The organism is Micromonospora sp. NPDC007208 (assembly GCF_042869175.1).
Classification (GTDB): Bacteria; Actinomycetota; Actinomycetes; order Mycobacteriales; family Micromonosporaceae; genus Micromonospora; species Micromonospora foliorum.
In genome coordinates, this window is sequence record NZ_JBIAFG010000011.1 from 151,370 (window position 1) to 163,636 (window position 12,267).

11 protein-coding genes are annotated in these 12,267 nt (G+C 67.1%); 8 read left to right on the forward strand and 3 right to left on the reverse strand.

The window, feature by feature from the left end:
* Nucleotides 1-86 precede the first annotated feature (86 nt).
* From ACFYL6_RS21895 to ACFYL6_RS21905, 3 genes are read left to right on the forward strand one after another with little or no spacing between them, the layout of a single operon-like run.
* Nucleotides 87-929: a sigma-70 family RNA polymerase sigma factor gene (locus ACFYL6_RS21895; protein ID WP_387173706.1), complete on the forward strand. Its 843-nt coding sequence runs from the start codon at nucleotides 87-89 to the stop codon at nucleotides 927-929.
* A complete protein-coding gene (locus ACFYL6_RS21900; RefSeq protein WP_387173708.1) occupies nucleotides 929-1,735 on the forward strand; it encodes a hypothetical protein in 807 nt (268 codons plus the stop codon). Before ACFYL6_RS21895 ends, ACFYL6_RS21900 begins: the two co-directional genes overlap by 1 nt.
* A gap of 60 nt (nucleotides 1,736-1,795) precedes the next feature.
* Complete coding sequence (locus ACFYL6_RS21905) at nucleotides 1,796-3,175, forward strand: helix-turn-helix domain-containing protein (RefSeq protein ID WP_387173821.1); 1,380 nt, start codon at nucleotides 1,796-1,798, stop codon at nucleotides 3,173-3,175.
* Between the two features lie 545 nt (nucleotides 3,176-3,720).
* Here the strand turns inward: ACFYL6_RS21905 and ACFYL6_RS21910 are convergent.
* A complete protein-coding gene (locus ACFYL6_RS21910) occupies nucleotides 3,721-4,578 on the reverse strand; it encodes a helix-turn-helix domain-containing protein (RefSeq protein WP_387173823.1) in 858 nt (285 codons plus the stop codon).
* A 273-nt stretch (nucleotides 4,579-4,851) separates the two neighbouring features.
* Here ACFYL6_RS21910 and ACFYL6_RS21915 point away from each other — a divergent pair, with 273 nt between their 5' ends.
* The 4 genes from ACFYL6_RS21915 (at nucleotide 4,852) to ACFYL6_RS21930 (ending at nucleotide 7,861) form a co-directional block, all read left to right on the forward strand.
* On the forward strand, nucleotides 4,852-5,022 hold the full coding sequence (locus ACFYL6_RS21915; RefSeq protein WP_358007676.1) for a hypothetical protein: 171 nt from the start codon (nucleotides 4,852-4,854) through the stop codon (nucleotides 5,020-5,022).
* Between the two features lie 406 nt (nucleotides 5,023-5,428).
* Complete coding sequence (locus tag ACFYL6_RS21920; RefSeq protein WP_387173710.1) at nucleotides 5,429-5,818, forward strand: hypothetical protein; 390 nt, start codon at nucleotides 5,429-5,431, stop codon at nucleotides 5,816-5,818.
* Between the two features lie 79 nt (nucleotides 5,819-5,897).
* Entirely contained in the window at nucleotides 5,898-6,416 is a 519-nt protein-coding gene (locus ACFYL6_RS21925) for a SigE family RNA polymerase sigma factor (RefSeq protein WP_387173712.1), read from the forward strand.
* A complete protein-coding gene (locus tag ACFYL6_RS21930; RefSeq protein WP_387173714.1) occupies nucleotides 6,413-7,861 on the forward strand; it encodes a hypothetical protein in 1,449 nt (482 codons plus the stop codon). Before ACFYL6_RS21925 ends, ACFYL6_RS21930 begins: the two co-directional genes overlap by 4 nt.
* A gap of 252 nt (nucleotides 7,862-8,113) precedes the next feature.
* Here ACFYL6_RS21930 and ACFYL6_RS21935 read toward each other — a convergent pair whose 3' ends face one another.
* Complete coding sequence (locus ACFYL6_RS21935) at nucleotides 8,114-8,662, reverse strand: hypothetical protein (RefSeq protein WP_387173716.1); 549 nt, start codon at nucleotides 8,660-8,662, stop codon at nucleotides 8,114-8,116.
* 75 nt (nucleotides 8,663-8,737) lie between these two features.
* Here ACFYL6_RS21935 and ACFYL6_RS21940 point away from each other — a divergent pair, with 75 nt between their 5' ends.
* On the forward strand, nucleotides 8,738-10,021 hold the full coding sequence (locus tag ACFYL6_RS21940) for an MFS transporter (protein WP_387173717.1): 1,284 nt from the start codon (nucleotides 8,738-8,740) through the stop codon (nucleotides 10,019-10,021).
* 419 nt (nucleotides 10,022-10,440) lie between these two features.
* On the opposite strand, the gene ACFYL6_RS21945 is transcribed toward ACFYL6_RS21940, so the two are convergent.
* On the reverse strand, nucleotides 10,441-12,168 hold the full coding sequence (locus tag ACFYL6_RS21945) for a bifunctional metallophosphatase/5'-nucleotidase (RefSeq protein WP_387173719.1): 1,728 nt from the start codon (nucleotides 12,166-12,168) through the stop codon (nucleotides 10,441-10,443).
* Between the last annotated feature and the right edge of the window lie 99 nt (nucleotides 12,169-12,267).

Genomic DNA, 12,267 nt, shown 5'->3' on the forward strand with positions numbered 1-12,267 from the left:
GAGGTTACGCAAGCCCCCTTGCTTGGGTCAAGCCCCATCCTGCGATAAGGTGCGTTGAACGTTCAGCGCACCGGATCGGAGGGACCGTGGAGATCAGCCCGCACGGCCTGGCTGACATCCAGGACCCGAGCGACAGAGCACGCAAGGCCAGCGACTTGATCGATGAGCATCAGGCGGCCGTCAACGAGCTGTCACGGCTACGCCGTGAGGCGTTGGACGAGATGGTGTCGCAGGGAATGACGCACGCGCAGATCGCTCAAGTCGTCGGCATGACACGCGCCCGCGTCGGACAGCTCCTGTCGTCTGGACCCCGACCCGAGCGAGCGATGCTGGGCAGTGGCCCGCTCACCGTCGCGGTCGGGGGCAAGTTCGAGGCGGGCAAGGCGAACCCGTACGCGGTCGTCTCCGCTGAGATGCTGGCGGCGTACGAGAAGCTGTCCAACCTCGCTCGGGGACTGGGCTTGAAGACGGAGTACGAGGTGGTGCCACCGCCGGGCATGGTGGACCTGAACCGCACCAACCTTGTCGTGGTCGGTAGTCCCCGGATTCTGCCGTTCGTTGGGCAGGTGCTCGCGTCCGATCCGAAGCTGGGCTTCGGCAGCGATGACGACGGCGTCTATCTCGTGAACCGACAGACCGGCGAGGAGTTCCGCTCTCCGTCGGACAGCGGCGAGCCGGTCGACTATGGATACCTGGGCCGGCTTCCCCGCCCTGATGGACGTGGCACCTTCCTCTACCTCGCCGGCATCCACGCCATGGGCACCCTTGGGGTAGCGCAGTACCTGGACGACCACCTGGACGAGCTGTACCGCGAGGTGAAGAACCGGCGGTTCTCTCTGCTGGTGGCCTGCACCTACGACCCGAAGAAGCGGGCCGTGAAGAAGGTCGACGCGTTGACGCCGATCTACCGCAGCGAAGCCGTGGCCTGATGCGCGTCTCGACCGCCTCGGAGGCCGGCAACCCGAAGTCGCCCAACGAGGACTGGGCCATGGCCAGCGAGAACCTGATCGTCGTTCTCGACGGTGCTACGGCCCGCACCGGCACCGGCTGTGTCCACGGCATCGCTTGGTACGCGGCAAAGCTTGGCTCTGCTCTCGCCGGCTTGGCCGCCGATCGTGACTCGGAGTTGGTCAACGCGCTGATGTACGGCATCCGGTTCACGGCCGACCAGCACCGGGACACCTGCGACCTCAGCCACCCGGGTACACCTTCGGCCGCTACCGCTGTGCTGCGGCTCAAAGACACGGCGCTGGAGTACGTGGTTCTCGGTGACGTGACGGTGCTGATCGACACTGTCGACGGCATCAAGGTCATCACTGATGACCGGGTGGACAAGACCGCCCGCGCGGAACGTGACGAGGCCGACCGGCACCCGTTCGGATCGGCCGAGAAGCAGGCGGCACTGCTGCGGATGAAGCACGCCGAGCTGGCCGCTCGTAACCAGCCAGGCGGGTATTGGGTCGCAGCGGCTGACCCGTTCGCCGCTCGGCACGCAATCACCGGTGAAGTACCGCTCGATAGCGTCCGACGGGTCGCCGTGCTTACCGACGGAGCAGCGCGCCTTGTGGCCCTGTTCGGTCTGCTCGACTGGCCCGACGTGCTCGACGTCCTCGCCCAGGACGGCCCGACCGAGCTGATCAGCCGAGTCCGGGCCATCGAGGCCGCCGACCCATCATGCATGAAGTGGGCACGCAACAAGCGCAGCGACGACGCTACCGCCGTCTATGCAGCCTGAGCAGGCAGATCGGCCGCGCGGACAGCGACTTTCGACCGCTACAGTCGAGGCGTGCTCAATATGGACACGACACGTCGCCCCGTTCGTCCCAGCGAGTGGCTCGCAGTGCTCGACGCGGTCTACAACGCAGAGCAGAGCGATGAGCAAACTTGGCTGGAGTGGAAGTCCAGCCTGGACTTGCGTTCCAAAGAACAGATGGCGAAGATTGTTTCGAAAGCAATCATCGCGATGGCTAACCGTGATCCTAACGAAGCTGCACTGACAGTCGGCGGCATAGGCATCCTCCTCATCGGCATTGAGCCGGGTTCCGTGGCAGGTGTAAACCAAGTGGATAACGCCGACTTGGACCAGATGATTTCCAACTATATCGGCAGCGACGGGCCTGTTTGGCAGCCACACTGGACCCAGTACCAAGGCATGCAGATTCTCATTATCGAAGTAAATCCGCCACGGTGGGGAGACCCGCCACACTCCTTTCGAAAAGCATTTGATGTAATCAGCGACGGTCAGGTGTACGTTCGGAAGATGGCGCGATCGGTTCCGCCCGATCATAGGGACGTCCGCCGGCTAGCGGAACGATTTGCGGCCAGCCCAATTAAGGAAACCCTCGATGTTGCCGTCGTAGTGGAATGTCCCGAGCCGCTATCACGATACAAGTGGTCACAGGCTGACGCGAAAAGATTCGCCGATTCCGAGCGCATGCGCTTGATGGAACCTCTTAGAAGAAGTTCGAGGAGTCCATCGAGTGGGCCATATGCTGGACTGGGTAGCGCAGTAGACAGATACACGAGGCTTCCCTCTGTGGATTACGGACTTAACCGTGAGATCCCAGAGGAGCGCTCCGAAGAGGAGTACGAGGCGCAAGTATCTCTATATCTTAAGCAAGTTCAAGACGTTTGGGCAGAGGCTATGCTGTCTGCTGCGGCAAGCCTAATTAAGCCGCCGACCTTTCGGGTAATCAACAGATCTGCCAGGAATTACCAACAGCTTGAAGTGAAACTCTATGTTGCTGGCGAGGCAGACGCTGCCGAATTTCATCCGAGCCAGGCGGACCTTAGCCTAGAGAGGCTTCTACCCACCCCTCCCCGCCTCTGGGGGCCTTACAAGCGGCAGCAATACTTAGGTTGGGCGACTACGGGATCTCACTTTGCGACACACCTTCCCTACCAGCCTCCCGGGCCTTCCACGCGGGTGGAACGGGGTGGCAGCTTCACCCTTACCTTCCCGCCCGTTAATCTCCGACCCCGTCGCACCGAGATCCTAGAGTGCGAATGGAGCGTCCTGATCCCCAGCTCACGTGCTGAAGCAGTCACCGCAAGCTGGACGGCCACCGCCACGAACGTAGATGACGTTGCGCATGGCGAGGTTGCGATCCCGTTCGAGGCCGAGGACCTAGACGTGCACAGCACGCTTCTCGGCCTATCCAGCGAGGAAGACTAGAAGGCCTTCACGCACCAGGGTGAACGGCCACCGTGCCCGGCCGGCTGCCAGCGGGGTTGTGAGAAGTTTCTGTACGTCTTCAAGGCGGCCCTGAACGGGCCGCACGCGCCGCCGCCTGGGCGCGCGTCCGTCGCTCCGCTGGCGCTCCGACTCCGGCCACGCAACACGCCCGGCGGCTGGCGCGGAAGGCGGGGAGCCCGGGGGGCCGCCGACGGTAGCGGCGAAGGTGGTTGGGGGTTCGTGGGCCGGCAGCCGGCCGGGACGCGGCGGCCGTCGCACCGCCGCGCCGCAGGGCGAGTCACCGCCGGCCGTGGTGGGGATGCGGCGCGGAGGATGCGGGGCCGCCCCTCCGACCTCAAGGGTGCTTCGCATCGCTGCGCGACGGCCCTTCGGGCCGCCCTTGACCTCGGAGCCTCTGCGACCCCTCGGGCCGGCGTTGCCGGCAGGCGGGGGCCTGCCCGTGATGCTCGCGCCGCATCCCCACCACGTCCTCGTACGCTCTCGCCCCCTAAACCCAGTCAATTCTCGCTTGACAACAGGCGGGGCTAGCGGCGTTCTGACCGTCCGCCGAACTCCTTCAATTGCTCATTGATTAGGTAGATTTGAGCAAGCAAAGCAGCCGCAAACGCAAGCCCGCTTTCAGCATCCTCTCCCTTGACTGCCGGCCTAGCGCCGTGAATCACGCCATTCGCCATATGCACGACGTCCGACCCCCACTTTGCAAGGCGTTCGTCAATCTGCCGCGACTCCTTCAAGTAACGAATTCCGTGACCTGCGGTAATGTCTTCGAATCCCCGTTCCGCACAGACTGCTTCAATAATCCATCTCACAAGGACCAGGGTAGTATCGAAGCGAGACTCCCGCATAGAGGACAGGGCGGAAGAAAAGGCGGTCAGAACAGTGCTGGGGAGCCGGCCCTCAAGATAGACCGATAAGGCTAGGGGTTGCCTGCCTACGCCCATCATCAGATGAGAATTATTGTCTATCGCCAGCATGTTATTGACAAAACGTTCACCCCTTGCCGCAGTTGCGGCAACGTGACCCGTACCGCTCTCAAAGAGAGCCGCATCATGCAACTCCTGGAACGATTGAATGTCGCCATTGAGCTGCCGAACGACCTTTTCTACAAGACTCCAACGGGGGGTGCTGGCACCAGTTTCTGCGGCACTCAAGGAGGATGGGCTATAACCAATCTTATCCGCCACAGCCCTAAGTGAAACACCTTCATTTCGGCGCAGGGCGCGCAATGCGCGCGCCAATTGGTATCGCGCAGAAGATGTCGAATCGAGAGCTGGCACAAACTTGGCATCGGGGTCACGCCCCGCGTCAGTCTCAGCAAGTGCATGGCCGGAGGCACGGAGGTCACTCCGCACACGTCGCGCGACCGCTGGTGCCAGCCTCATCTCAGAGGACTTTGCATGTAGGCCGAGTTGCTGGAGTGCGGACCGCACCCGCGCTTCGTCGACCCCCAAGCTCTCCGCCAACTCAGCGACTGTTGCAGAGCGGTCGGGACCAGGTTCGTCCGAAAAGTGGGCTTCTGTCACTGTCCATCACCTTTTCGGCCGTACGTTGCTAGCGCGATGTTCGGCGTTGTACGGTGTGTTCGCCGAACACCTGGGCTGACCGAACGGTCATGCCCTGCGGCCTTGCCGCCCTCAGGGAAGGATGTCCCAGCCGTGCTGGTCGACGCTCGATGGATCATGTTGGTTGCCGTCTTCACGCTTGTCCTGGTCATGGTGCGCAAACGGAAGGAGTGGGCAGAACCACTCCTTGTCGCAACTGCCGTAGCGACACTGCTGATCACCGCGCTGTTCTTCATCTCGGAACCGCTGGGGATGCTCTCCTGAGTGCCGGAACCGAACGCGCCGAACGGTGCCGAACACATGGTACTACGAGAGTTGGACCGAAGATCAATCATCGCTGGCAGGGCGGTCCCGGTGGGCCGCCCAGGTCGCCCATTGAGAATTCGCGACGTCCGGTCGTCCTGGGTGACCAACTGGGTGACGACGAGCACGAGCAACGCCGGATGCCCATGGACTGCGGCGGACCGTTCGGGCCACTCGACTCTGCTGCTGACGCAGCTCATCAACGGCCGGTGGTTCCTTCGGGACGAAGAGGTCGTCGGTTCGAATCCGGCCACCCCGACCAGAGGTGAAGGCCAGGTGAGATCTTCTCTCACCTGGCCTTTTTGTCTGCCCCGGCAAGCCCTGTCGACCGATTCCCGTCGTAGGGCCGCATGGTTAGCGTCCGCGTATGACCCACCCTCAGGCACCGCAACCGTGGCTCCCGCCCGACGGTCCGGCGGGGGCACCCCCCGCCACCCCGGGCAGCCCCGTCTCCTTCCTGGCCGTGTACGTGTTGGCGGGCCTGGCAACGGTGTGTTGGGCGGGAGCGGCCTACAGCGCCCGGGCGATCTTTCTTGGCCGCGACATGGTCGAGGGCCTGCTGAGCTTCGTCGGACTAGTCGGGCTCGCGGGATGTGAAGTGTTCGCGTTGCTGTTCACCATCACCGCCGCCTTCGAGCTGCGCGGACGCAACTCGCCTCGGGCGGCCCTGGTGACCGGTCTGGTCGCGGTCGCCGGAGTCGCCGCGACGATCGTGTTCCTGATCTGGGTTTCCACGACCGCGAGTACCGGCTCGTAGCGACAGGTAACCAGCTCTCGCCTTCAACCTTCTGGCCCTCGACGGAGTCGTGAGAGGTAACCAATCAAGGCGGGGGCTTATGGCAGTTGACGACGAGCATTTTCGAGAGTTCGTCGAGACGCGTTACGTGGATCTCCTTCGCGTGGCGTACCACCTCACCGGCTCGCCCCAGGATGCCGAGGATCTGGTGCAGGCCGCGCTGGTGAAGGTGATGCGTCGGTGGCGGCGGGTCGACGATCCGATGGCCTACCTGCGGCGAGTCATGATCAATCAGCACATCAGCGTCTGGCGCCGCCACCGGATGCACGAGGTGGTGACGGCCTTCTTTCCCGAGCGGCCCACCCGGGACATGACCGAGACGGTTACCGAACGGCGCGCTCTCTACGAGGCGATGCGGGAGCTGACACCTCGTACCCGTGCCGTGATCGTGCTCCGGTACGTGGTCGATCTGCCGGAGGCGGAGGTCGCGGCCGCTCTCGGCTGCTCCGTCGGGTCGGTCAAGAGCCGCGCATCACGAGGACTGGCTCGCCTGCGTCTGGCGTTGGCAGCTGATCCAGCACCGACCGGGACGACGAAGATGACGGGGGTAACACCATGACGGTCGACGATGAGCTGAGCCAGGCCCTGGCCGAGCTGAGCAGGACACTGACCCCGCAGCCAGACCCGTACGGTCGAGCGAGGGCGCGATACCGACGCAGCCGGCAGCGACGCCTCGGCGGCCTGGTCCTGGCCCTCGTGGTCTCCATGGGAAGCATGGCCTTCGCCGTCACCAGCCCGGGCCGGACCACGCAGCCGCTGCCGGCCGACCCGACGGAATCCATCGCACCCGTGCTGGCGTGGTCGGACAGACTCCTCCAATCGCCGCCGCGCGGTGCCGTCGCCGGGGACAGCGGCTACGTGCGTCAGCTCTCTGAACAGTTGTTGGCCGCCCAACGCCGGGGAGAGTTCTCCCGCCTGATGGTGCCGGTGAGCGGGGTGAAGGTGCTCTTCGCCGACGACGTGGACGGCCAGCGGGTCGCGCTCGCCGCCTTCGTCCGCAACCAGCCAGATCCGGTCACCGGCTGGCCGAGCGCCGCCGTGTGGCTGGTCGCCGACGAAGGTGCCAGCGCCCAGGAACTGGCCGGCACCGCCGCCGTTCGGGGCGTCAGCGACGCTCTGGAGCCCTACGAGAGCCTGGCTGTGGACGGTCCCGAGGCGGTACACGTGGCAGTCGCCCCGGCCGGCTGCGTCTTCCTCAGCTCACCGTTGCCCGACGGCAACACCTTCCGGTGGGCCCCGGAGCCGACCGGGTCCTACCTGATCCGTACGGCAGAGACCCAGCGGCCCGAGTGGTGGCGGGTCGACTGCGGCGGGGTGACCCGCAAGATAACGCCCGGGCCAGGTTCGCTGGCCTCCACGCCGATCACCGACGCTCAACTAGCGACGGCGATGTCGCGCGCACGCGGCAGTGTCGAGCAGCAACGTGCCCGGGAGTTGGCGTACCAGTGGGCCCAGTCGGTGGGTTACCGCCTGACCGCCCTTCCGAGCGTGGTGTGGGGCGGGCACGTTGTCGGCCTTCCTATCAGCCCGGCCGAGGGGTCGCCCAACGCGACAGAGCCGTCGGTGGAGGACGCCCAGGTGACGGTCCTGTCTGCTCCCACTGTGGGCGGCAACTGGGTCGGTGAGGTGTCGATCGCTCCCGAACAGCCACGGTCCGACGGCGTACTCAGCACCGGCACCTCCTTCACCGCGACGGCCGACCCGACCGATCCCGGCGGCGTGCTGGCCGTGTCCATCGACGATGACGCTGCCGGCGGCAAGGGCCAGCAGTTCCTACTCGTGGTGACGCCGGCAGCCGCCACCACGGTGCGCGTCCTGCGCGATGGGCAAGAGGTGGCGAGGAGCGCCGTCAGCGGCTCCGGGACGGCCATGCAGGTACCCCGCCCCACCGCGGGTCTCGTCGTGGAGGCGCTCGACGCGTCCGGCCGGACAATTGCCAGCGGCCAGGTGGCCCAGCAGGGTGCACAGCGAACAGCCGAGACCGACACCTGGAACCAGGAGTGACCGCCCCCGCCGACCCGGGCGACGCCTGGCAGACCCCGCTGACCGGCCTTGAGCTGCCAAGATACGTGTTGTCACCGATCCTCCGAGGTGCCGCCACCCCTAACGTCAGTGGCTCACCAAACTCCGAGGGGGACCACCCATGACCATCGCACCCGATCTCATCGCGGTAAGGCACGCCAGCCGGTGGCGTAGCGGACCCTAGACCCGGCCTGACGCCCCTCCGCGCCCTCCCTTCGAGGCGGCGTGGACCGGTCAGTCCTGCCGTTCGGTGCGCTCGATCTCCGTGAACGCGGCGGCCAGGTAGTCGTCCAACGGCACGCTGGTCGCCGCCAACAGGTCCGCCACGAGCAGTGGGGCGTGTCGGGCCAGAGCGGACGCGTCCGGAGGGGACTCGTCGCCCTCGGGGTCGTACACCCCCAGGGCACCGGCCAGCAGGACGAGCACCACGTGCGGGTCGACGTCCGAACGCCACCGCGTCGACTCCTGCACGCAGCGGGTCAACACCTGGCGGATGTCGTCGCCGGTCAGCCCGTCCGGATGGCTCTCCTCCAGCAGCAACCGGACCACCGCGCCGAGCACCAGCCCGGAACGCTCGTCCGCGGCGAGACCGCCGACCGCCTCGTCGTACGCCCCACCGTCGCGTGCCTGGGCGGCGGCGACGGCTGTCGTGGCGGTCACCGCGATGGCGCGGGCGGTAGCGGGCAGATGTCGCCAGGTGCCGGTCATCGCGCCAGCATCGCAGACCCGGCGGACACCGGCCGAGCGCGACCAGGACGAGTGGATCAACGTGGGATTGGTCACCGAACGGTCCCGGTGACCGCGAGGCGTGGCCAAAACGGTTCGCGCGGCGTCAGACCCACCGAACAGAATGCCGGCATGCTGCGTCGTGCCCTGCCCCGCCGTTCGGAAGCTCGCCGACTCCTCCTCGGCACTCTGCTGTCGGCGGTCGGGCGGGGTCTGACCCTGCCGTTCCTGTTCATCTACCTGACCGACGTACGCGGGCTCACCGACACCCGCGCCGGGCTCGTGATCGGCTGGTACGGCGTGGTCACCCTGGCCCTGTCTCCGCTGGGCGGGACGCTGATCGACCGGATCGGCGCCCGCCGGGTGGTGGTGCCCTGCCTGGTGATCGAGGCGATCGGCACCGGCTCTCTCGCGCTGGTCCACTCGACCGGTTCGGCCCTGCTGGTGATGACGGTGATCGCCATCGGCAGCTCGGCGATCTGGTCCGGGCAGAACACCATTCTCGCGTCGCTGACCGACGACGATGAGCGGCAACGCGTCTTCGGGCTGAACTTCGCCCTGCTCAACCTCGGCATCGGCATCGGTGGCATGACCTCCGGCGCGATCGTCGACACCGCCCGACCCGGCACCTTCCAGGCGATCTACCTGCTGGACGCGGTGACCTACCTGATGCCGGCGCTGATCCTGCTCACGCTACCCGGCGTGGGCCACCGACTCGGCAAACGTCGAGGTGTCGACGAGCCGTCGCCCGGCGGCTACCTGACGGTGCTCCGCGACCGCCCGTTCCGACGGCTGGTGATCTTCGGCCTGATCCTCACCACCTGCGGGTACGCGCAGGTGGAGGTGGGCTTCGCCGCGTACGCGGTGCGGGTGGCCGAGGTGAACCCCCGCGTCGTGGCCTGGGCGCTCGCGGCCAACACCGTGATGATCGTGCTCGCTCAACTGCTGGTGATCCGCCGGATCGAGGGACGCAGCCGCACCCGGGCGTTGGCCGTGGTGGGAGCGGTGTTCGCCGCCGCCTGGCTGGTCCTCGGCGGGGCCGGCCTGGTCAGTGGTGAGCACGCGGTGCTGGCCGCCCTGTTCGTCGTGCTCTGCTCCGCGATCTTCGGCTTCGGCGAGACGATGCTCTCGCCGGTGATGCCCGCACTGACCAACGCGCTGGCCACCGACGAGCTGCGCGGCCGATACAACGCGATGAGTTCGATGATCTTCGGAATCAGCGGTGTGATCGGCCCGGTGACCGCCGGCCCACTCATCGGCGCCGCCAACGGCATGGTCTGGGTGGCGACCGTGGTCGGCGGCTGCCTGGTCGCCTCACTGGTCGCGCTCTCCCTGCGACGGCTGCTCACCACCGAGCAGGACGGCCTCGCGTCGCCCACCCCGGCGTCCCCCACCCCCGCGCCCACCCCCGCCTGACCTCGAACGGTGGAGCAGTTGGCCGCGCCGCTGCACCCCGGCGCGCGGCCCGTGACACGCCCCACGCCACACACACCCCCACACCCCACACCCCGCGCCCCGCGCCCCGCGGCCCGCACCCCGCACCCCGCGCCAAGATCCGAGCAACTTCCCGGATCTTGCTGCCTCAGGTGCGCGGGAGGCAGCAACATCCCCGATGTTGCGCGGGCCTTGATCGCGCCGAGCAGCAAGACCGCGCACGATCCTGGATGTAGTGGCATCCCGGCGCCCTCGACGCCACTACATCCATGTTCGAGCGCGATCTTGCGGGGCGCGGCCAAACGCACCGCGCGGGCAAACGCACAGCGCGGCGGCGGTGTCGGGGACGGGTCGGGCCCCGGAGCTGGTGCTCCGGGGCCCGATCGTCGCGGGGTCGGCCGTCAGGCGGCGGGGACCTCGGCGGTGGTGCGGATCCGGTCCAGCGTCGGTGCGGAGACCGGCGACTGGGCGGTCAGGTACGCCACGAACGCGTCCAGGTCGATCTGGCCGGTGACCAGGTTCGTCCCGCCGGTGAAGGTGCTGAAACCGTCACCGCCGCCGGCCAGGAAGTTGTTCACCGTCACCCGGTAGGTGGCGGCGGTGTCGACGGCGGTGCCGCCGATGGTGAGGCTGCCCCGGACCACGCGAGTGCCGGCGCACGGGTCGGCCGCGGTGGCGCTGGTGCCGTTCAGGTCGACCACGTAGCCCAGCGTGGCCGACGGGTACAACGTGCGGCCGGTGACGAACTGCTGCTCCAGGACGCAGTAGAGCTGCGCGCCGGTCAGGTCGAGCGTCACCAGGTTGTTGGCGAACGGCTGCACCGTGAACGCCTCCCCGTAGGTGACCGGGCCGGCGTCCAGGGGGGCCCGCACCCCGCCCGGGTTCATGAGGGCGGCCACCGCGCCCTGCTCGTCATCGGTGGCGGCGAGTTGGGCGTCCGCGATCAGGTTGCCGATCGGGGACTCTCCGCACGAGTTGGGCACCTGCGGTGAGCAGGTGCCGAGCAGGTTCTCCTGCGTCGTGAGGAGGGCGGTGGCGGTCACGCCGACCTGGCGGTCGGCGACCGGGCCGAGCACCTTCTTGTACCGGTCGATCAGCTCGGTCTGCCGCGGGTCCTTGGCGACGTCGCGGGTGACCACGACGTTGTTCGCGGCGGCCGAGAGCACGTCCCCGCTCCGACGGTCGATCTTGAGGTCGATGTCGGTGACCAGGCGACCGAACGAGCTGGCGCTGGTGACCAGCTTGCCGTTGATGTCGCAGTTGTACGCCTGGTGGGTGTGCCCGCTGACCACCACGTCGATCGACGGGTCCATCCGGTTGGTGATGTCCACGATGGGACCGGTCATGCCGACGCAGTCGTTGATGCCGCCGGTCGACGCCTGGGCGCCGCCCTCGTGCAGCAGTACGACGATCGCCTCCACGCCCTTGCGGCGCAGCTCGCGCGCGTACCGGTTGGCGGTGTCCGCCTCGTCGGCGAAGCTGAGGCCGGCGACGCCCTGCTGGCTGACGATCTGCGGGGTGCCCTCCAGGGTCATCCCGATGAAGCCGACCTTGACGCCCTGCACCTTGTGGATCGCGTACGGCGCCATCAGCGGCTTGCCGGTGGCGGTCCTGAAGGCGTTCGCGGACAGGTACTGGAAGCCCGCACCCCGGTACGGGGTGCCGTCGGCGCAACCATCCACCGGGTGGCAGCCGCCGTTCTGGATCCGCAGCAGCTCGGCGGCGCCTTCGTCGAACTCGTGGTTGCCGACGCTCGCGTAGTCCAGCCCGGCCATGCTCAGCGCCTCGATGGTCGGCTCGTCGTGGAACGCGGCCGAGAGCAGCGGGGACGCGCCGATCAGGTCACCGGCGGCGACCGTGATGGTGTTCTTCTTCTTGGCTGCGGCACGCAGCTCGGCAAGGTGGGTGGCCAGGTACTCGACGCCGCCCGCGGTCTGCCCGGCGATGGTGCCGCTGGACCCGGTCGGCGGTTCGAGGTTGCCGTGGAAGTCATTGAGGGCGAGCAGGGTGACGTCGACCGGCTTCGGTCGGGCGTCGGCCTGCTCAGGGCTGGTGGCGACCGCGCCGAAAGCGGCCACCGCGAGCGCGGTCAGGCCGACAGCGGCCCGACGCATCCCGGGTATGAACATGAATCTCCTCGTGAGAATCGGCGCGTACGGTGCCCGGCCTCTGGGTCGACCGGGCCGCCGACGAACGCCGTCGGAAGGGTCGCGGATGGCGGCGGTTGA

Bases quoted from the DNA above. Each gene is read 5' to 3' on its own strand.
- ACFYL6_RS21925 (WP_387173712.1), top strand. From the start codon at position 5,898: ATGGCAGTTGACGACGAGCATTTTCGAGAGTTCGTCGAGACGCGTTAC.
- ACFYL6_RS21920 (WP_387173710.1), top strand. From the start codon at position 5,429: ATGACCCACCCTCAGGCACCGCAACCGTGGCTCCCGCCCGACGGTCCG.
- ACFYL6_RS21940 (WP_387173717.1), top strand. From the start codon at position 8,738: ATGCTGCGTCGTGCCCTGCCCCGCCGTTCGGAAGCTCGCCGACTCCTC.
- ACFYL6_RS21930 (WP_387173714.1), top strand. From the start codon at position 6,413: ATGACGGTCGACGATGAGCTGAGCCAGGCCCTGGCCGAGCTGAGCAGG.
- ACFYL6_RS21945 (WP_387173719.1), bottom strand. From the start codon at position 12,168: ATGTTCATACCCGGGATGCGTCGGGCCGCTGTCGGCCTGACCGCGCTC.
- ACFYL6_RS21900 (WP_387173708.1), top strand. From the start codon at position 929: ATGCGCGTCTCGACCGCCTCGGAGGCCGGCAACCCGAAGTCGCCCAAC.
- ACFYL6_RS21905 (WP_387173821.1), top strand. From the start codon at position 1,796: ATGGACACGACACGTCGCCCCGTTCGTCCCAGCGAGTGGCTCGCAGTG.
- ACFYL6_RS21910 (WP_387173823.1), bottom strand. From the start codon at position 4,578: ATGAGGCTGGCACCAGCGGTCGCGCGACGTGTGCGGAGTGACCTCCGT.